19 protein-coding genes and 1 tRNA gene are annotated in these 19,587 nt (G+C 52.4%); 6 read left to right on the forward strand and 14 right to left on the reverse strand.

Annotated features, from left to right (window positions below; all coding sequences use genetic code 11):
• Positions 1–45: 45 nt before the first annotated feature.
• Entirely contained in the window at positions 46–300 is a 255-nt protein-coding gene (locus RYC18_RS07690) for a hypothetical protein (RefSeq protein ID WP_005745752.1), read from the forward strand.
• On the opposite strand, the gene RYC18_RS07695 is transcribed toward RYC18_RS07690, so the two are convergent.
• From RYC18_RS07695 to RYC18_RS07705, 3 genes are all read right to left on the reverse strand, one after another.
• On the reverse strand, positions 297–785 hold the full coding sequence (locus RYC18_RS07695; protein WP_005745753.1) for a DUF4411 family protein: 489 nt from the start codon (positions 783–785) through the stop codon (positions 297–299). The genes RYC18_RS07690 and RYC18_RS07695 overlap by 4 nt on opposite strands.
• Positions 785–1,921, reverse strand: coding sequence for an ImmA/IrrE family metallo-endopeptidase (locus tag RYC18_RS07700; RefSeq protein ID WP_316884889.1), 1,137 nt, complete (start codon positions 1,919–1,921; stop codon positions 785–787). The genes RYC18_RS07695 and RYC18_RS07700 overlap by 1 nt, the downstream gene beginning before the upstream one ends.
• A gap of 231 nt (positions 1,922–2,152) precedes the next feature.
• Complete coding sequence (locus RYC18_RS07705) at positions 2,153–2,827, reverse strand: HAD family hydrolase (protein ID WP_002555838.1); 675 nt, start codon at positions 2,825–2,827, stop codon at positions 2,153–2,155.
• A 460-nt stretch (positions 2,828–3,287) separates the two neighbouring features.
• On the opposite strand from RYC18_RS07705, the gene RYC18_RS07710 reads away from it, so the two are divergent.
• Entirely contained in the window at positions 3,288–4,178 is an 891-nt protein-coding gene (locus RYC18_RS07710; RefSeq protein ID WP_005782399.1) for a hypothetical protein, read from the forward strand.
• A 129-nt stretch (positions 4,179–4,307) separates the two neighbouring features.
• Here RYC18_RS07710 and RYC18_RS07715 read toward each other — a convergent pair whose 3' ends face one another.
• The 7 genes from RYC18_RS07715 to RYC18_RS07745 form a co-directional block, all read right to left on the reverse strand.
• On the reverse strand, positions 4,308–4,607 hold the full coding sequence (locus RYC18_RS07715; protein ID WP_004659550.1) for a hypothetical protein: 300 nt from the start codon (positions 4,605–4,607) through the stop codon (positions 4,308–4,310).
• Between the two features lie 147 nt (positions 4,608–4,754).
• Positions 4,755–5,120 carry a histone-like nucleoid-structuring protein, MvaT/MvaU family gene (locus RYC18_RS07720; RefSeq protein WP_316884895.1) on the reverse strand — a complete coding sequence of 122 codons (366 nt, stop codon included), beginning with the start codon at positions 5,118–5,120 and terminating at the stop codon, positions 4,755–4,757.
• Positions 5,121–5,562: 442 nt separating this feature from the next.
• Positions 5,563–7,110, reverse strand: a complete 1,548-nt coding sequence (locus tag RYC18_RS07725; protein ID WP_316884896.1) for a M10 family metallopeptidase C-terminal domain-containing protein — start codon at positions 7,108–7,110, stop codon at positions 5,563–5,565.
• A 177-nt stretch (positions 7,111–7,287) separates the two neighbouring features.
• Positions 7,288–8,058, reverse strand: a complete 771-nt coding sequence (locus RYC18_RS07730) for an SDR family NAD(P)-dependent oxidoreductase (RefSeq protein WP_316884898.1) — start codon at positions 8,056–8,058, stop codon at positions 7,288–7,290.
• A 58-nt stretch (positions 8,059–8,116) separates the two neighbouring features.
• Positions 8,117–8,881 carry a hypothetical protein gene (locus RYC18_RS07735; protein ID WP_316884900.1) on the reverse strand — a complete coding sequence of 255 codons (765 nt, stop codon included), beginning with the start codon at positions 8,879–8,881 and terminating at the stop codon, positions 8,117–8,119.
• A gap of 156 nt (positions 8,882–9,037) precedes the next feature.
• Positions 9,038–9,373, reverse strand: a complete 336-nt coding sequence (locus tag RYC18_RS07740) for a hypothetical protein (RefSeq protein WP_005745763.1) — start codon at positions 9,371–9,373, stop codon at positions 9,038–9,040.
• 228 nt (positions 9,374–9,601) lie between these two features.
• Positions 9,602–10,345 carry a hypothetical protein gene (locus RYC18_RS07745; RefSeq protein ID WP_316884903.1) on the reverse strand — a complete coding sequence of 248 codons (744 nt, stop codon included), beginning with the start codon at positions 10,343–10,345 and terminating at the stop codon, positions 9,602–9,604.
• A 133-nt stretch (positions 10,346–10,478) separates the two neighbouring features.
• On the opposite strand from RYC18_RS07745, the gene RYC18_RS07750 reads away from it, so the two are divergent.
• Positions 10,479–10,856 carry a DUF6678 family protein gene (locus RYC18_RS07750; RefSeq protein ID WP_316884905.1) on the forward strand — a complete coding sequence of 126 codons (378 nt, stop codon included), beginning with the start codon at positions 10,479–10,481 and terminating at the stop codon, positions 10,854–10,856.
• A gap of 721 nt (positions 10,857–11,577) precedes the next feature.
• Complete coding sequence (locus RYC18_RS07755; RefSeq protein WP_316884907.1) at positions 11,578–12,150, forward strand: hypothetical protein; 573 nt, start codon at positions 11,578–11,580, stop codon at positions 12,148–12,150.
• A 293-nt stretch (positions 12,151–12,443) separates the two neighbouring features.
• Here RYC18_RS07755 and RYC18_RS07760 read toward each other — a convergent pair whose 3' ends face one another.
• Positions 12,444–14,219, reverse strand: coding sequence for a DUF262 domain-containing HNH endonuclease family protein (locus tag RYC18_RS07760; RefSeq protein ID WP_316884909.1), 1,776 nt, complete (start codon positions 14,217–14,219; stop codon positions 12,444–12,446).
• 432 nt (positions 14,220–14,651) lie between these two features.
• Between RYC18_RS07760 and RYC18_RS07765 the strand changes: the two genes are divergently transcribed.
• On the forward strand, positions 14,652–14,957 hold the full coding sequence (locus RYC18_RS07765) for a hypothetical protein (protein ID WP_316884911.1): 306 nt from the start codon (positions 14,652–14,654) through the stop codon (positions 14,955–14,957).
• A gap of 2,197 nt (positions 14,958–17,154) precedes the next feature.
• On the opposite strand, the gene RYC18_RS07770 is transcribed toward RYC18_RS07765, so the two are convergent.
• The 3 genes from RYC18_RS07770 to RYC18_RS07780 form a co-directional block, all read right to left on the reverse strand.
• Entirely contained in the window at positions 17,155–18,237 is a 1,083-nt protein-coding gene (locus tag RYC18_RS07770) for a site-specific integrase (RefSeq protein ID WP_316884913.1), read from the reverse strand.
• A 105-nt stretch (positions 18,238–18,342) separates the two neighbouring features.
• A tRNA-Arg gene (locus RYC18_RS07775) sits at positions 18,343–18,419 on the reverse strand.
• Positions 18,420–18,568: 149 nt separating this feature from the next.
• Positions 18,569–18,802 (reverse strand): helix-turn-helix domain-containing protein, encoded by a 234-nt coding sequence (locus tag RYC18_RS07780; protein WP_099315372.1) that lies wholly within the window; start codon positions 18,800–18,802, stop codon positions 18,569–18,571.
• Between the two features lie 206 nt (positions 18,803–19,008).
• Here RYC18_RS07780 and RYC18_RS07785 point away from each other — a divergent pair, with 206 nt between their 5' ends.
• Positions 19,009–19,413, forward strand: coding sequence for a hypothetical protein (locus RYC18_RS07785; protein ID WP_316884916.1), 405 nt, complete (start codon positions 19,009–19,011; stop codon positions 19,411–19,413).
• The last annotated feature ends 174 nt before the right edge of the window (positions 19,414–19,587 follow it).

Here is a 19,587-nt window from a genome sequence, read left to right on the forward strand (position 1 = left end):
CAATGCCACGTCCACTTTCTTTGGCAAACGAAAAAGGTGGCTGACATGACAACCGATCACATACTCACAAACAGCGTGCCCAAAGAAGACCCCGCCAGCCCGGAACTCGGCCAATACGACCGCGAAGCAGACCCGGTCCTCGCCATGAACGCGAACAAGCCCGGCGTCGGTTCTGCCAAAGGCGATGAAGTGAAGAAGCGTACGGAAAATGACGAGGCCTACGAAGACGATGAGCCGGAAGTCTATTCGGATGACCCGGATATCGTGGCAGATGAGGGTGGTGGTGTTTCGCCGGGTTAAGGAAGTACAAACCTGGCGTTGAGGTGGTGTAACAGCTCAAACGTGTTCATGTAAGGGACGTTGAGCTGCTCACACAGGTTGGGGATGATGAACTTTCGCTTTGCGTCCAGATTACGCACCTCATGCGTAACTACGGTTGCTCCGGATGTCAGGGCCTTGGCGATCAGCCATGGATCGGCCCCCTTAAGAAACTCCTCCATTGCTCCAGTCTTCATGCCTTGCGCTTGTGCTACCAACGTAGCGACTTTCACGAATTCGGCCTGAGTCTTTTCATCCGAAATGCTTTGGAAAAAAGTCGAATTATTTTTTGCCCAGTCAGCCAGCTCATCATGGCCTTTGGTAAGTTCGTCTTTAACAGGACCGATACTGGCCAAGAAAAATGTCTGGTTTTGAAGCAGCAACCATTGCCAATAAGCCGGACAAATCGTCATGCCGTAATAGCGATTCTTGGCTTCAATCAGGGTGTTGGAGTCCATCAGAAACATCACCGGGCCAGTGTTTCCGCCAGCGTTCTTAACTTGGCTGGCTGTACACCGAGAAGACTACCTGCCTCACGCAACAGCATCCGCCCACTCAGGGTTTCGGTCAGTACAGCCTTACTCAGCCGCGTACTGTTTTTGGCCGTTGCATTGCGGTAGTAATCCCCGGCACCGCCTTTCTCTTCCCGGAATGCCTTTAGGACCTTCTGGTAATAGAGGCCGTACTGCTCTTGCGTAACGTAGCCCAGGTCCATCGCGCGTCGGCCAATAACAAGCTTGCTGACATGAAACCTCGTAGCGAGAGGGGCCAGATTACTTTCCCATTCAATACCAGCGTTCCATACAGCTCGAAAAAGCTCTTCGGGTACAAGAAACTCACCCGCCACAGCGTTGCAGAATCGCTCTTCCTCTCGACCATTCGCAGTATCCGCGTCAGAAACGCCGCTGCTGCCAATCCAGAGATGAGCGAGTTCGTGCATTAACGTAAATAAGCGAGCTGTCGGAGCATCCGAACTGTTGATAAACACCACTGGAGCCAGCGAATTACTGATGGCGAAGCCTCGAAACTCACTGACCTCCAGTTTGCGATGGGTATTGCCCAGCGCGATGCCACTGCGCATGACAAGCACACCAGCCACTTCGGCAGCATCAATCAGCGCGCGGCTGTATTTATCGTAATCAAGGCGGGACTTTTCCGGATCGACACCGAGAGTTTGCCGAATATCACTCACAACCGTCTTCACCGGAGTCCGGCTGTCGAAGCGACCGACGAACGGAAGAGGCTGGTGCTCTTGTACGTGAAGGTATTCCAGATACCAGTCCTGTTTGCGAATTGCGTCTTTTACTGTGTCCACAAGCTCCAGACTTGGCCGCAAGGGTGCCGAGTTACCGACTGTGCGCAAGTCTGGTAGCGGCAGCTGTTCGACAGGAGGCTGAGGCAAGAACAAAAACCCAAAGGGAACATGCGCAACGCTCGCCCACTTCTGGGCTTGCAAAAAGGTTGGTCTCGCCTTTCCTGCTTCCCACTCCTTGATACGCTCAGGTTTCACAGGCAGCTTTCTGGCGACCTGGGCGGCAGACAGGCCTGCCCGCTCGCGGGACCACGTGAGGATGCTTGGGTTAACGAACGCGGCTTGGCTCATGGCAAATTTGGAATATCAGAGAGGAGTGTGTCGGGCCAGTGCAAGCGCGGGCTACTGTGCATTGCCTTTTCCTTGGCTATGACGAGCACCGCAGAATACAGCGCGTGCACGTACACTATGGGCTCGCAACGCTACGGTCAATGACGGCAGCGAGTGATATGGGAATGATGAACCCGATTTTCGCGGGCATGTAGGTAAATAATTACCTCATTTGCCACGCCAGCCGATCATTCAAGGGCGAGAAGCGATCTCGTCCAGATGATTCAGCAGGTCCAGCGGGTCTTCATAGACCCTCAAGGCACCTGCGCGCTCAAGCTCGCCTATGTCATAGCCACCCGACAGTAGGCCGACGCCGGTTGCCTTGCAGCGACGTGCCGCCAGCATGTCCCAGATCGCATCGCCAATCACCAGGCACTCGTCGATAGGCGCGTTTATCTTCTTCGCTGCTGCCAGGAACAGATCCGGGTCTGGCTTGCCGTAGCTCACGTCATCGCGCGTAACGATGTTGATCTCATTGATGTCCAGTTTCAGAGCCTTGAGATTGATCGTCGCCGTATCAATCCCGCCGCTCGTGGCGATGCACCACTTGAGGTTTTCCTTATTGAGCGTCTCAAGCAGCTCGACAGCACCTGGCAGCGCAATGATCTGCCCCTGTAGCCGCTCATACGCCTGAGCGTGTTTTTCGCTGAGTCGTTCGGCTTGTTCTTCACTGATATCCAAGCCGGTTTCACGCGACAACGACTTCAACATCAGCCCGCCGCTCATGCCGATCTTGCGATGAATACGCCACATCGCAAGCGGGATATTTTCTGCATCCAGCGCTTCTTTCCAGGCAGCAACGTTTTGATAAACGCTGTCAGTCAGCGTGCCGTCCAGGTCAAAGATGAAGGAGGTTTGCGGTCTCATAGGGTTACTCTTTTTGAATTCGGATTGACCATCTGGCGAGGTCCGGAGCGTTATGGTCGACACCTGATCGGCGGTATCGGAATGTGGCGTTCATCAATGAAGCGAGGGCTGTACCGGGGCTTCGAACACGGAATTGCCAGATGGAGGGAAAGGGCTGGTTTTTGAGGTCACACACTTTCGAGTGTGCGTGGGAGTGGCGGTTCGATCTTTCGCGCGGGGGGGCAGCTTGGTAGCAGAAAATCCTGATGGCTTTTCAGCCGCGTTGAAGACTCTCCAGCCGCGTTAACGCTTTAAGTAACCGTTCACCAGCGCCTATCCGCGCCGTCTCATCATGGATAACCGGGTTATAAACAATCATCGACAGAACGCCCGCAGGCACGCTGCTTTTTACAATTCGTTTAATTATGTTACCCAATAGGCGGCTTAAACTCGTGCGTTTGCCATGCAAGGGAAGCAAACGATGAGCATCAACCAGCTGCGTAAAGATGTAGAAGAACACTTTCAGCGATTTGAGCGGGCACCTTTCAAAGAGGCTTGGCGTCGGCGTGATGCCCGTATCTGTCTGATCTGGATGGCTGCGTTGATATTGGCATTTTCAGGGGCGCTGATATTTTTACCTGCGCCTACCCTGACTGACTACGTTCCCGCGTTGCTGCCAGTCCTGCTGACTTCCCTGATATGCACAGTACATCTGGGAGAGGTGTACGCGCGGATCAGAGCAGAGCGGATGGGCGCCGCTTCAATTACTACGCCCTCCGAAAGGTTAAAGCTGAAACAGGACTGGCTATGCACACGCTATAACTGCGGACCCGGCGAGCTCGTCGATAAAGCGAGGGCGCTTAGACATCTGTGGGAGGAGCGTCAGGAGCTCAAGCAACTGGCCAGTCACGACACAATGGGGCCACGTATTGCTGCGTTCTTCCGGCTACCTGACCCTGGCAGATTCATTGCAGCACTCTTCACTATCGCCGCGATATTTACAACGATGGTGACCTTGGGCAGCAGCATCGACGCTATCTTCGAAGCCTTGCAAGACTGGCGAACGATAGGCGCCACGGTTGTGATTGTCACCTTCCTGTGTGGCGAAATCATATTGCTCTGGATCATGGTCACCAGCATGGTCCGCGAGGTGGGCCCTTCGATACTTGAGCAGATCGGGCTGCTGCCGATGAGTAGCCGTCGGGTGTATCGGTATTTGCTTGCCGTCCATGATGCGAGTGAGCCTGTTACGACCATTCGCAGAGATGTGCCTGGAGTGCTGAAGCTGATTTCGGTGTTTTTTATGCCGGTTGGCGAGATATTGGCGAAGGTGCGGGCTCGCTTTATGGCCGGCTCGGCAGCCGGGGCCTGAATGAGACGTTGAGCTGACTATCGTGCCAATGCTCCGCGTTGGCATGCCGTTCGTGACGCTCTGCGTCACACATCTACAGTCTGGCAACGCAGCCCAATGACCCTACAGAATCGCGTGTAATCAGCGTGATTACTGGTGAGTGTCCGCATTCTCAGCTGGATAAAACTCACCCTTGCTTCCCATCCTTTCCAGCCGCTCACGAACGAGCACCTCGACGCTGGCCACTGCAGCCCGGTCGTCAGGGTTGACCAGTTGCAAGTGCAGGCGACTATTGTTCTGATCGTGGGTACCCTCGCTGAGCATGTCGTGTGTGACGACTTGTTCGCCACGCCACAGACATAGCTGAGTATGGGTATCACCAAGCCATATCTCTTTAACTGATCTGAGGTCAGTTTTAGCCAGTTGGTCCACGGTGATTGTCTTTTCCATTGCGCTGTACCTTTTCAGTGAGTCGATAGAGGTCTGACGTACTGGCGCAGCGGGTCGTTCCCGACATCGTCAGTTCGACCGCGCGAACGGTGATTAGCCGATGCTCCAGATCAACCCCGGTCAATCAACCGTTGCATGGCGCAAGGCTTATTTCTTCAGCCAACTCTCGACGACATCAGCACCGTGTTCTGCTTTCCACTCCTTCAAGGCTCTGTGATTCCCACCTTTGGTTTCGATCACTTCACCGGTCTTCGGATTCTTGTACACCTTGAGTTCACGCGGCTTGCGCGTGCCCGCAGGTTTATCCGCGACCTGGCGACGCGACGAGTTCTGTGGGTCCAGCAGATTGACAATATGCTTGAGGCTGAAGCCATAGTGCTCAAGCAGCTTGCGCAGCTTGGTTTCGAACTCGATCTCCTTCTTCAGGCCATCGTTGCCTTTCATGGTTTCCAGTGCCTGAAGTTGCTCGGCGAGGTGTTTTTCCAGCTGACGGTATTCTGCGAGTTTGGACATGGTGTTTTCCTTATAAACAGGTGTGCGTAGTTATTGAGAGAGATAGCGCCCGTTACAAGTTCAGCCTATTTTCCGCAGGTCGGCTGGCTTTCAATACGTTGGAGCAATGCCATAAGCCGGATTGCCCGGGCTTCCGGTTATTTTCAAAAATGCGGTTTTTCGCGCACAGAATTAACAGCGGTTTTTGCCCATCTGTTCTGCAAGCCAGTGGACAGTTTTGAGTGGTCTATTTCCTGACGCAATAAAACAGCGACTCCATCTATTGACTGCGCGCCAGCGAAAAGCAAGCGCGGAAGGCGAGCGCTTTGACAGCGAACCAGGCCTGGTCGCGTTGAAAATGCAGGAGCAGTGAGCATCAATACCGCTCACTGTTCCTGCCTTGTAGGCGTCCAGGCAACTAAAGGTGGGAAGGGGAGCCCACACGCTAGCTGTTCAGGTGATATCAGCTCGCGAGGTCGACGGCGGTTTGACCCACGAGCGCCACGTCTGCCGTATCGGCAACCACCAGGTCGGCGTTGGTGAGCTCTCGCGTGTAGTCGAACCCTGCTAGCGTGACCTGAAACGCATGCCCATCGGCGCCTGGCTCGCTACTGCGCAGGTAGGTACGGTCGGTGTTTTCATCGTAGGTCATGCTCAAGGTGCCGTCGCGGCCGTTGCCAAAACCGGTCACGCCGAGCGCAGCGACGTCGAGCTTGTCCTGGCCCCAGATGAAATCAGTGATCAGGTCGCTGCTGCCGGCATGGCTGTCGGCGCTGCTAGTGAACACGAAACGGTCGTTGCCTGTGCCGCCGGTGAGCTTGTCCGCGCCCACCCCACCGGTCAGCACATCGTCGCCGGCGTTACCCTCGAGGGTGTCGTTTCCGGCACCACCGACGAGGGTATCGTTGCCCCAGTAACCATAAAGGGTGTCGGACTTGTCACCGCCTACCAGACTCACCGAGGTGATCGGCTGCGGAGTGGTCACAACCGTCGCATCACTGGGCGGGGCGAACAGCACAGTGCTGGCGTTGAGCTCATTGACATGGTTGCCACTGAGCAGAATTTCAAAGCGGTTACCGTTGGCATCGGCCTCTAATGATTTAAGCGCGGTGGCATCGCCGGCCAGGTTGAGGACCACCTTCAGCGTACCGTTGTAGCCGTTACCCAGCCCGGTGAAGCCCAAGGCGGACACGTCGATCATGTCATGGCCGTTGCCACTGAAGTCGGTGATCAGGTCGCGGCTGCTGTAGCTGCCACTGGCATCGTTGCGGTAGCTGTCGCTGAGCCGGGTATACACGAAGCTGTCGGCACCCGCGCCGCCGCTCAGAGTGTCGCCGCCGGTGCCACCGAACAGCCGATCATTGCCCGCACCCGCTTCGACGTTGTCGCGGCCAGCGCCGGCTTTCAGGGATTCGCTGGCGTCTGTGCCTTCGAGCAGATCGTTGTGCGAAGTGCCGTTGATCAGCGGCTGGAAGTTGGCATCGGTAATAAGGCCGCTATTGGCCAGGAACTGCACGGCAAAATGTTTGCCATTACCGTCTCGCTCGTAGCTTTCCAAAAAGTAAATGCCGCGCAGAGGCTCGCTACGGATGTGCAAGGTATCGCCATAGCCATCGCCTAAATGGCTATAGCCCAGGGCCGACACGTCGAGGGTATCGTGGGCGGGGTCAAAATGGCTGATGGAATCGGTGTGCTCGCCTCCGCCATTGATATAGCTGTCGCCGATACGGTCGAAGCGGAATACATCATTACCGGCGCCGCCGTCCATACCGTCGTATCCGGCACTGGAGACCATCACATCGTTGCCACCCCCGCTGACTAGCTGGTCGTTGCCGCCCCCACCCATCAGCAGTTCATTAGCCAGCCCACCACGTATGTAGTCGTTGCCAGGAGTACCCTGCACGATGAGTTCGATCGGGTTATTACTGACCTGGCTACTGGCGCTTTTGACCTGCAAATTCCCAAGCGCCGTAGGGTTGGTGGCGTCCTTGATGTTGAATACCTGGGTCATGCCGTGCTCCTTACTTGCAGTTGGTCCACTGGGAGTGGGGTATGACGCCAGTAATGCCGTCTCGTTGATAGCAGTGGGCCTTATCCGACGAAGGGGTTATAAGCGGCTGGGACTTTCCGACCAAAACAGCCCGCTAGTGAGGACGGACAGCGATCTCATTCTCACAAGTGAAACAAGTCACCAGACAATCGGCTTATCGTCCCAGGCCCAGAAGGTCCCGCTGTCGGCCGGTCCATGTGCGCCTACCACCTCAATAATGCGATCCGCCGAGAACGTCGGTTCGAACAGTTGGCCTTCGGGTACGTTCGCCTGGAATGGCTGAGACAGCTCCGTGTCAGTCGTGCCTGGGTGTATTGCCAGGACAGTAGAGGCCGGGTTAAGGCGTTTCAATTCGATACTGGCCGTGTGCAGCAACTGGTTCAGCGCTGCTTTGCTGGCTCTGTAGCTGTACCAGCCACCCAATCGGTTATCGCCAATAGAACCAACCCTCGCGGAGAGCGCCACGAAGGTTGAAGGTTGTTTGCGCAATAACGGGAGCAGGTGTTTGAGCAGCAGGATCGGTGCAAAGGTGTTGGTCGCGAAACTCGCTTGCAGGCTCGCAAGTGTCAGTTGTGCCAAGCCCTTTTCTGCTTTCGCGCCGTCCTGATGAAGAATGCCTAGCGTACTAATGACGAGGTGCAGATGCTCACATCCCTCAAGCGTCTCGCTCACGAGTGCTTCAAGGGATTGTTCATCACGCGCGTCGCAGTCGACTCGTTTGATGCGTTGGCCATATTGCTCTGCAAGCGTTGCAAGCTCTGTGGAAGTGCTGGCTTTTCGCGCGACCGCCCATACCTGAGCCACATCATCGCGATCAAGCAACGCCGCGCACAGTGCCAAGCCGATACCTCGGCTGGCTCCGCATATCAGCACGTTAGCCTCGCTGTTCAGTTCGGGTATCAAACTCATAAGGCACCTTGAGGAGCATGGTTGAAGTGTTTTTGACTTCTGTGGGGCAACTATAGCCCTACCGCTTCGCCAACAACCGCGCCAACCCAGCCGTCACCACAACAGCCAGCAAAACGGCAGCCGTGATAGACACAAGCGCGCCCCATTGCAATATGGAGTACCTGAGGGTCAGGTAGAAACTCACCACCCCGACCGCGCCAATGGCATTGCCGCGGACTATTGCCGCCAGTTCATAACGCCCGCCTTGAACGTGGACGAACACTGCAAGCGGCCAGGCGATCACCGGGATCGGCGCCAGCAGCCCACTGACAACCGGCCCGAGCCAAGTGGCACTTGCGGTAATAGCCAGCAGCAGAAGGGTGGCGGTCAGCATTCGCATCGGGATGACCCAGCGCGGCAGCGCCACGTATGACGCTACGTCCGGCGGTGTCTGTTGCGAGGTGGCAACGATGATCAACGCAACCATCAGCAGCGTGAAGATGATCGACAGCGCCAGTAAGCCCGACAGGTTCATCACAAAGGCCGTTGCGCCATACACAGCCAACGCCAAGGTGCATCCAGCCACCGCTGAAACGCGTCGAGTGACCAGGAAATAAAAAAGGTAAGTGGCCTGAATCGCCGCCAGCCCGGCCAGTGCGCCGGGCACCGCCATCGACGCGAATTGGGTACCTTGCTCAAGACTGAGAAACAGCATGACCAGCGCCGAGGTCATCGGCAGACCAGAAAGAAGCCCCGCCACACCAGTGCCCCAGCGCCTCGCGGCCAATGAAATGGCCAGCATGAGCGCGGGGGTGATGAGTAACTTGAGGTAGAAGGCCGTCATGCAGAAAACTTCACATCCGAAGGAGGGCTGAATGCTAAACCTTTTGGCGGTGGGTAACGATGCGTGTCTGCTCTTACAACACCCCCGGCAGTGCATCCGCCAATAGCCAGAAACAGAAAAGCCCGGCGAACCGGGCTTTCTGAAACCGAGCGGTGCTTATTTAGCCGTTTTCAGCTTGATCACGTCACCAGAAACGGTAGTGGTGTAGCCGTTCAGGACCCAGGCCCAGAACCACTTCTCCTGCACTTGGGTATTGATCAGCGCATCGCCACCCTTGGCCTGAATGGCGCTGTTCTGCGCACGAACGAAACGGTCGTTCTGGCGAATCGGGATCAGACCGAACAGCATCAGGCCGGTGGCGCTTGCTTCACTGTGACCTACGACGGTGTATTGGCTGCTGTCGTATTGCGGGGTTTTCATAGGGGTGCCGGTGCAACCCGCCAGAACCAGACCACATACTGCTGCGGCTACGACTTTGCTAAATGACTTCAAGGTGAAACTCCATGGGAAAACCCGGATCCACGTCTCGGGCGGCGGTACTTTACTCGTCGGGGTGGTGGTTTAGGTATTTTTTTATAGCGGTAACAAGGCGCTCTCAAAAGCCCAGGCGTCGTTTGAACTGGAGGTCGGCAGGCCCGTATTTGTTGGGTCTACCCGTCTTCGGTTATGCGGGCATGCACGTGGGCGTACAAAGCCCCGGCTACTGCTCGTGCTCGCGGTCTACTTTTTGGGCTCATCAGGTGGCTGTTTGACGCTCAGCTCTGTTTCTCGGATCACCCGGCCAGAGCTGCCATCAAGCTTAAAGACCTTCATTCCGACAAGTAAAAATGTACTTTTACCATCCGCAAGGATCAGGTAGCCGGTGAGTCGTTCATTTTTGTCCGTGATGACCGTATGAATTTTATCTAGCCCTAATGGGGCTTCCAGATGCGTATATTCGTTGAAGTCCGCTAAGCCTTTATTTACTCCGTTTTGAACCCCGAGTGCCGGTACAAAAAATGCCACAAATAGGAACATCCCTATCCAGGCTGAGAGCCCCACAATAATGGCCGTCGTGAGGCGCTTCGTTACCAGGCTGACAAAAACCGCCGCAACTGCAACAAATATGAACGCCAATAGCCCCGGTCCAATGGTTGGCGATTGACTCGCCATGTCGATTGCTCTGGAGAAAAGGTCAACATAACCATTGAGCAGGAGAGAAGGAGTTCCTAGCGCTAGCTCGTTCGTATCGATTCCGAATTGCTCGTAACGTCCTACCAGAATTGAATACCCGAGAACCAGCAACGCTGCCTGCGATGCCAGAGTTCCATAGGTGATCAGTTTGAAGGCCAGTTCCGCGTTGGTGGTCGCACGCTTGTCGACCGACTGTTCTGGCGTGTCAGGTGGCGGTGGAGCTGGCGGTATGCTCAGAGCAACCGGAGTGAGTAGCTCTACCTTGAGGGTGCCGTCTCTTTTCCAAAACATGGTGCTTCCTGCGCCTGTGATTGAGTTGAAACAATACCGCTCGTTCTAAACGATGCCCAGCGTCCGTACCCATTCAATCATGCAATGTATGTTGGGTTAGACTGCACTCACCTCACACCATCGCGCGAATTTTATGCATCAGTTACCTGAACTCGACGAGATTACAAAAACGAAAATTCGACGGCTGCTGACTACGGGCGCCATTTTTCCGGTAATGAACAACACCAAATGGGCTGAGCTGATCAACGCCATGATTAACGCTCCGCACATGAAGCCAGAGTTCAGATTGCACAGTGTCTTCGCCCCAAGCGATCACTCCACACACTGGGATGGAGAATGGCACTACCACATCCATCCGGTGGCAGAGGTTGAGTGGATAGAACTCAGAGCAGATTCAATCGAATGGCTGCTCTCTACGCTAAGAAAGCACAATCTGCCCTTTTCTCTAGAGGATGGGGTACCACGTGTTTGGGGTTACACCAGACCTGGCATGCAGCCTTTGTGGGTCTGAAGTTTCGTATAGCTGGCATTGCCGGACGTATCCAAGCAAAGGCCTCAGAAACAGGCATCGCTTTTCCATAAGTCTGAGTAGGTTCACTAAGCTGGGAAACGTCGGCTATTCGTTATGTTTACCAAGCCGGGTCCTGCTGATGTAGCCTGGGTTTAAAGCGTTTTGATCTTGCACATGGCCTGGCGTGGACTGATCCCAGCTTTGCGAGCAATGGTTGGGATTGAAGGAATCGACAGTCCCGTTCTGAGATCGCAATCGGATTTGATCACGCAGTAAACCGCGAATGCATACGGTCCCAGCTTTGCCAGTTCGTGATCCCCGAGCCTCCACCTGCGCCTTCTTGGTAGGGTGCCCGACTTTATGTGGTCCTTCGGTCGCGGCTTGCTTGAGTAGAGGAGCCGATGTGACTGCCCCGGTACGCATCCACTGTCTGAGATCACCTAGGCGCCATCGCAAGCGTGAGAGGCCGGGAACGGGCTCAAGCCTCAGCAATTTGCGCTGACGCACGGTCAGAGCGCTGAAGCCTGTCAATGCAGCGACCTCGGCAACGCCGATCAGTACGTCATCTGCTAGCTTCTGAATCTTTTGAATAGTTTCGTAATCGATGCTCATCGTGACTGTCGCTCGGCTGCTATGGAATGCCTCCAGCTTTCTCCATGCGACTACGGATTTACTAGGACACCTTTTTGACAGATGCGCGAATAAGCCAAAGAATGACCCCATGCAGCCACACATTCCTGATTTAGATGTCGACCCGGATGAAGCCTTCCAGCTTGTTTTTCGTGAACTGAAACGTCATGAGGAAACGGGCCGGAGAAACTTTGTCGTTCTTGCTCCTGTGGATCTGCTTGAGTACCTCTTCTCAGCAATTCTGCGCAAGTCTGGGATGTCGCGGGTTGCGCTGGAGCTGCTACTGACGAAGTTGGGCGTTTACGGATTCAAAGAAGCAGATGGCCGGATTCTGCGACGGTATTTGAGCGGCCATACACGTATGGCGTGGTCGACCTACCAGCGTTTGATGCTGTGGGCGTTATCAAGCGGCTGGATTAGCACCTGGGTTTTCCGCGATTTGGCTTTCCGGTCGTATGAGCGAGAAGCTGCTCAGCTTCGCGCACGGAAAATAGTGAACACCCTGAAGCGTCGGACGACGCTCCCTGATTTGACCAAGGAGCAGGTCGTCGTGTGCTTCTATGAGGTCTATCAGCTTAGGCAGCAGGAGCGCGATCAGGCTGCGGCTACTCGATTGCGAACCGATTCAGATACGAGAGAGCTTGTCCTATCTCTTGATGGGTAATTGCGCGGACTTGAACGTCGATTTGCATTCGACTTGAGCAGCATACTGGGTGTCATTGATCGACTGAATACGACCTGAAGCAGCCATTAACTACTGAGCTGGTCATAGCTATCGATCAAAAGGAAGACCTAGGATCCTCCGAACAAGTCATTTTGAGCTGCTGAGCTCCCTGTAATTGTATGAGCTCAAGCAGGCTCTTCGAGCGAACAACAGACTTGTTCGGAGGGTTCCTAACAGTACTGGCCTTACGTGTCATTATTTCAAAACGACTTCAGTGAAGTAATTGCGTAACCTCATTGGTAGTCAACATATTCTGGATGCCAGTTTTGCATGCAGAACTTAACAATCTTTTTCTCTCTACGATCAATCGACCGAACACCCCAGCGCCCATCAACCACAAAAGAGTCTAGTTCATTCTGAGTTTTATATGGAGCAAGCATAAAATATTTAGAGGCTTTAACATTGATACTACTATTTCCCTTCGATGCATTTGCAGATGCGGGATCGAAAGTGAGATTGCCGAGTCGATGAATGTGGTCCTCTAAAAACTCGTCATCTATTTCTGGAATAATAGATTCCAGTTTTACGATCCCGATCTCTTTAGGGTTCTGCGAGGCAATATGCTCCACAGTTAAAGTTGTGCGCTTTGAAGAGTTGCGAAATTCCGCTTCGGACATATTGGAGCATATAGGCTGTTCGCACTGTCTTAAGTAGTTTTCGTATTTCCAGAACAGGTAGCCAATATCTTTGGGATTCATAAAATCGTAAAAATTTGTATATTGGAGGTGCTCCTTGAATATCTTGTCAGGGCTATTTAATTTTATAAGCGAAGATAGCTTGTCAAACAAAGGTGTAAACTTTCCTCCAAAATCTCTGGCAGCTGTGAACAAGGTTGCTTGGCCAGTGTTAGAGCGTGTTTTCTGAACTGAATAAACTCTGAAACTGTATATTTCTAAAAACCTGCAAACTGATTCAAAATTTTTCTTTTTGCCAGCTGTGTCAAGCTTATAAGTCTTAAGTAGCAATGGGTAAAAATTTCCAAGTCTTTCTAGGCAAACTAAATCCCTATACGAGTTACAATCGGATCGCATAAGCTGACCAATCGTCCTAAAGCTTTCTTTAAGCTCCTTGGTAAATCGATCAATAAAATCTAGTACTTCAATTTTTTTGTCCTTTGCAATTAGCGGGTTGATCTTTTGCTTGATGAATTCGACCGGTTGTTGGTAATCAGATTTGTCTGTCCACTTTTCGAAAGCTACGCAGTGATAAGATAACGCTGCGTCCTCGGACAGTTTTTCATCGAAATCTTCCAGTTCTCGATATATGTCAGTAAAGCGATCTTGGATAGACGATAGATGGATATCTAGATCCTCTCCTGCAGCTAGGTATGTCTTGTACATCAAAAAACTTTTGATCTTCTCTAGATTTGTTAACTTTTTACCTCGATCATTAGTGGTTTCGAATATTAACGTAGCCTCCGCTGTGTCCTTTACAGAGTAAGTGAGAACTTTGGTGTTCGAGTCGAGTTTCGACTTGAAATCTAACAGGTCGGCAGTCGACTTGTTTTTTAACTGTGTTGAAAAAAAGATTTTCGCTTTGAAAAGTCGTCGTTGTGAGGGTGTTTGTATATAGTCTTTTCCATATCCATCACCAATTATATAGCTCTGGAAGAAATCGTTATCTGGAGAGATCGCATGAAGTTTTGAACGGTTTTTGCTCGATATATAGGTTTCTACAACAAGGTCTAGGCCTTGATTCAAGAATTCGTCATCAGTCAACCTTGTCGATAGTTCAGCTAGAAGCGCCTTCATAAATATTATGATCGTCGTTATCCGTTGTTGCCCATCGACTACGTCAATTACGTCGTAGCCTTGATGTTTGTTGCCTTGTTCTTGAAATAAAATCGTACCAAGAAAATAATCTCTTTCTAAAGACTGATTTTCAATGTCCTCAATAAAATCTGGCAACTGCCTGGTATCCTCCCAAGCGTACGCCCGCTGGTAATCTGGGATTTTGAACACTTTTCGACCATCGAATAACTCTTTCAGCTTTTTCTGTCCGTTTTCCATTACGAATCCTATCTTATGTTCAAAAACCCAATTAGATACCGGCGAGTAGCGGCCAGAGGCCAGTATCATCGACAAGTAGCAGAGCATAGATTTCCGGTCGATACCAGCCTCATGGCACTGCCTCAGGCTGTAGGCATCCGATCCGTGTCTCGGCTTTATTGCAGAGCTTCAACATTGACAGTGCTTGGAGACTGCTATGGCACAACGTTGTCTTCTAAGAGGTGACAGATCATTGTGGAAATGAGGTTACCTACACTCACCGCAAAATCTGAACGACTCAGGTTCTGCAGGAGCGCTGTTAGATCGCTTTCGACTGCTGGCAAACGTGGAGGGCTGGTTTGGGTCGAAAGCTGTCCGTCGTGGAGTCAGCGCTGCGACTCTTCGGCAAATGGTGGTACAAACTGAGCATATGACAGCATGGATAGAGGTGGAATGAATCAGCTGAGTCCCGATCTGCGCGAAGACCTCCTCAAAGTGCTGGATGAGGTCTCTACACTGATGTCCGCTGAATATGCGCAGCTTGGCCCCTTGCCTGATGATCATCCACTGGCACAGTCAGGTCTTGAGAATGGGGCAGAAATCGTTCTGGACTACATCGCGCATGGCGAAGCGGGTGTCGCACTCGATCATCTGTTCTACATGATCAAAGAGCCTCCTCTCGCTATCTCTGCCAGATCTGCCGAGAAGCTGGCTCGGCTTGCCAAAGTGTTCGAAATGCCCTTGAGCTGGAGGGCATGAGGTCTGATCGGATAGTAGAACAGGACGCGCCATTGTCGGAGCGGAAGACGGCTATCGGCCAAAAGCGGTCGTTTCCAAGCGGCGGCTTTCGACCCATAGTTGCCGATCAGAAGCACCCCGACTAGGGGGAAAGTTTTTCTAGAACCCATTAGATTTGAGGCCGGTGGAACGTATCCCATCGTTCTATGGGAAGTCTTCAGCTAGGTACGGTTAAGCTTGGAAGTCCCAGGTTGTCAGGGTTTTCAACGCCCACAAGCAGTTCGGCTTGAGGTATAGTCAGCGTTGCAGTCAATCCAGCACTTGGCTTGTCGCCGGTTCAAGTTGCTCGCTCTGCTCGCAGGACGGGCAAAAGCTTACTCCTTAATTAAAACTTATATTTACTGAGCAGGAAATAAGGATATTTAGATGCCAACAACTACATGCAGCAATGAAGAGTGCGGCCAAGATATAGAATTTGATCTGTCCGCCTTGGACGTTGAAAACTCAGAGTCATCTGGGAGTCATACCACGCAGTACTCCGGCTCCGGAACTATTGAGTGCCAAAATTGTGGCTCAGAAACTGAGATTAGCTGTGTTTGGGATGTATTGGATGATACAGGTGAAGTGCTAAGCATTGATATGCTTTAAACGCAAAACTTAGTTGGGCGTGGCCGACATCGGAGTACAGTCCGTCCTCAGTCGGCCACCCACCTAGACTGATGCTAGTGTCCCGCATGGTTAATTCATTTTTCTATTTAAATGATTTCGCAATCATTTCTGGGATTTAAACTAACTAACCGAGCGGGACGCTAGTCAGTGTGTAGCTTCATGAGCATCAGGATTTGTTACGGAGCTGGATTGTCTTTGATGAGCTGCCTTCCGGAGTTGAGTTTCCAGTCCCACTATCTACATATTGACGTCTAGCTGTTATCTGTAACGTGGACTGTCAAGAAGACTCGAAGCCCGAACCCGATTACCAAATGCCACGGTATACTGCCGCGGTGCGTACTGCCTCAATATCGGACTCGACTAGATAAGAGTCTAAGTAAATTCTATCAGCTAGTACATCAAGATCGAATTCGATAAACACTCCAAACTCTGGCACTGCGACTGGATTCTTCTGCCATTCTAACGGATACTGCTAAACGAAATTCACGCACCCACGAGAACGCCATGTGTTTGTACCAAAACTGTTCCATCACGCTTAGGTTAAGTCGCCATACGTAACATTCCACTCCAAAGCTTTTCCTGTGCGTATTCAGGCTTCAGGGCATTGCGCTCCAGAGCGCAGGAATCAATTGCTCATGGGTGAATCGCTTAGGATTACGGTGGTCAGCCTTTTTGACGCGTGCGTTGCACAGACAGTATGAATCGTCGATGTACCACGCAAGGTGCTAAAATTTCTGGAGTTTACCGAAAGAGTTCGGAACCTACCTGGAGAATAAACCGGCACTTACTCCTTCCTAAATTGAAAAAATTTTCCTTGCGCAAGATAAGCATAGAAAAATTAATTCTTACCATAGAGTTCAGCATTACCTAAAACTGCACAAGCAGTTTGGTGCTTCGGAATCAACAGCCGGATATAAAAGGTGCTATCCTATGGGGAATTATTACATAAACTGGGCCGCTGAATTATGTCACGACTGAAACTTGAATTGACTTATGATATTGATCCTAGCAAACCTTTGCCCTTTTACTTTACAAGAGCCCAGTTACTTAAGCTCCACTCACTGCTTTGCGGTCCAGAGCCAAAGACCATAAAGATAGGAAATTATTACTTTGCCTACTATGGTAGTTACTTGGGGCATCACACTAACAAAACACATGCATCTAAATATGGTTTTCATGAGGATCCGGACGTAATTAAGGCCATGATAGGGGAGCTGCTCCTACAGTAAAGTTAGACTTTCAAACCAAAGTAATAGCCTCCAAGCACACAGTGGCTCTCGGAGTAAAAATCTGGATTTTTGTCGCGATTTTACGAAAATCCTATCGACGTGCTGAAGACTTCGGGATTGCAAGCATCGTACCGACGACAATCAGCATTGTTGAAGCGGCCGCTCTGGGTCTATTTCTATAGTTGATCAACGATCGCAATGGGTTTACTTCTACGGGGCGAAATTCTCAACTTTACTGGTCAAGTTCGATGCAAACGACTACCTAAGTCGAATGCAAATGAGCCCCGTCGGAGCAATAGCTACAGACGGGTGTGGTTCGATCAAGCCAGCTTCGCCGCCAGCTCCTCCGCAGTAACGTTGTAATACCGCTTCAGCATGTTCACCTCTCGATGCCCCATCACGCTCGCAAGCTCAATCAAATTCGGCAGTTTGGTCGCAAGCCGACAGGTCGCTTCATACCGAAGGTCGTGAAAGCGCAGATTGATCAGGAAGTCTCCCTGAGGCGTTACCTGCGCTACGTCGCAATCTCCCAGGTATTTCAGCCTCGCACGCTCCAGACCTCGCACAAAGGCCTTCTTAAGTGCATCGGCGGTGGTGGGGAAGACTCGCCCGCACAGCGAGCGCGGTAAATCCTTGAGCAACAGAGTAGCCTTCGGCGAAAGCGGGATGGTTCTGGGCAGTCCGTTCTTCGTCGCTGGTAGGTGCGCGGTTCTACGTTCCAGGTTCACATGCTTCCAGCGCAACTCGAATATCTCGCCACGGCGCATGGCGGTCTCAATCGCCAGCTGGACAATGGGCCGAATCCAGGGATTGTGTGACGCATCGGCATAAGTGCCGTCAGCACGGCCCTCCCGAAGCTCTAGAGCACTGAGCATGTATTGCTCTTCTATTGGATCGAGCCGTCGCGAGCGCTCGTCGTTGTAGCTAGGGCGGCTGATCATACTGACTGGATTCTCGGCCAGATGAATACCCCACTCGCGGCGAGCGACCTCGATCACGCATTGGAGCAATGCGAGTTCACGCTTCACCGTATTGCCGTTGCGGATCTTCAAGCGCTCATCACGATAACGAGCAAAATCTGAAGAGGTGAGGGTCGCAACGATGCGCGTAGCCAGCGGATGACGCTTGAGCGCTTCCAGGCGTTTGATTTCCGAATACGCGCCCTTGTGCTTCGGAGCAATCTCGGAGATGTAGCGATCAATGAGTTGATGAAAGGCGGTACGTTCAGCCTCGACGCGAGAGACAAAGATGCCCCGGTCGATTTCGCTTTCGATCATGCGTGCCCAGGCTTGGGCATCGGATTTGGTTTCGAAGGTTTTTCGCTGGGCTGGATAGCCCTTACGGCGAATTTGCGCTTCCCACTGATACTCGCCGCGATTCCTGATTGTTGCCATTTCGACCATTCCCGCCACACTTGAGTGTGGCAAATTTGTGGCAAAAACGACTTTCAGGACTAGGACAGGTTTCTTGCAGTGGAGCTAACCCCTTGTAATCCAAGGGATAGAAGATGGTGCACCAGGCGGGATTCGAACCCACGACCCCTGCCTTCGGAGGGCAGTACTCTATCCAGCTGAGCTACTGGTGCGACGCGGGCGCCATGATACTCACATGGGTACGGGGCGTCCAGTTGCAGGATCGCAGGGGGCTGATTCGAGGCAGTGTCACACCTTGGTGGGGCTAGTGAATGTCTCACTACATTACTCAGACGACTGAGACGGTGCAAGCCACGCTTGGCTAGGACGACTTTCTCAAAAGTAGTTCGGGGTCGACGTTAAGCGCTTGGGCGATCCGTTCGATGTTGTAGATCGTGCAATTTTTTTCGCTCCTTTCCAGCATTCCCACGTAGGTTCTATGGACCCCGGCACGTTCAGCAAGAGCCTCCTGAGAGAGGCCAAGCTCAAGTCGTCGGAGCCGGACATTTGCGGCGAAGATCGCAACGAGTGCGCATTGATTTGGTGATATCGGCATTCACCAAATTTCGCTTTTTGCATACCATGATTCGACATACTATGATTAGCATTTCGGGGTGAGCAGTACCCAACGCTGCTCGCAGAACTCCAATCATCGAAATGCAAGGAGCTGCATGTGCTAACCGTTCAGTCACTATTGGTCCGGTTTATCTCCGCACCTGATCCGTCACTGGAATCAAACGAAAGCGCGCGAGGCGCTCAGGTATGAACGGCTGGCGGAGGCTTTGGGTCGTAGGTTGCATGACGCTAGTCCTTGCTCCGGTGTATGTGTATCGCACCTACGTACCAAGTGATGAAAAGCTGAGTCGGGATCATCAGGAACATATTGAGCAGCAGCTAGCGGATATCAAGACCATTGAGGAACCCGCGCATGGTTCGAACCGCTTGGTTCGTGATGCTCTGATGCAGATCCCGGTTTCTGAACGTCTCGCCAGAATCGAAGAGAGCAATGCCCAGCATGCTGAGTTCATGGCAAAGGTGAGCAGGCAGCGCCCGGTTACTGTGGCTCAGCTCGCTGGAGCTTGGATCGTTTTATGTTCGCTGCTCTATATCTTCGGATGGTGCACCGCTTGGGTAGCTAGGGGTTTTGGTAAGGGGGCCGCCGCATGATCGCTGATTCAAATGGGCATAAAACACCTGTCGGTCGCCAAGTGGGTAACTTGATGAGCCCACGGAGAGCGAGAAGACTCTCATTTAGCGCATCTCTGAGATGCATTGCGTTGCTGATCGCTACTGCCGCAATGGTCACTGGGTGCAGCTACGGTCTTACTCAGAAGGGGATCG

The organism is Pseudomonas syringae group sp. 247E2, from assembly GCF_032587795.1.
Taxonomy (GTDB): domain Bacteria; phylum Pseudomonadota; class Gammaproteobacteria; order Pseudomonadales; family Pseudomonadaceae; genus Aquipseudomonas; species Aquipseudomonas amygdali.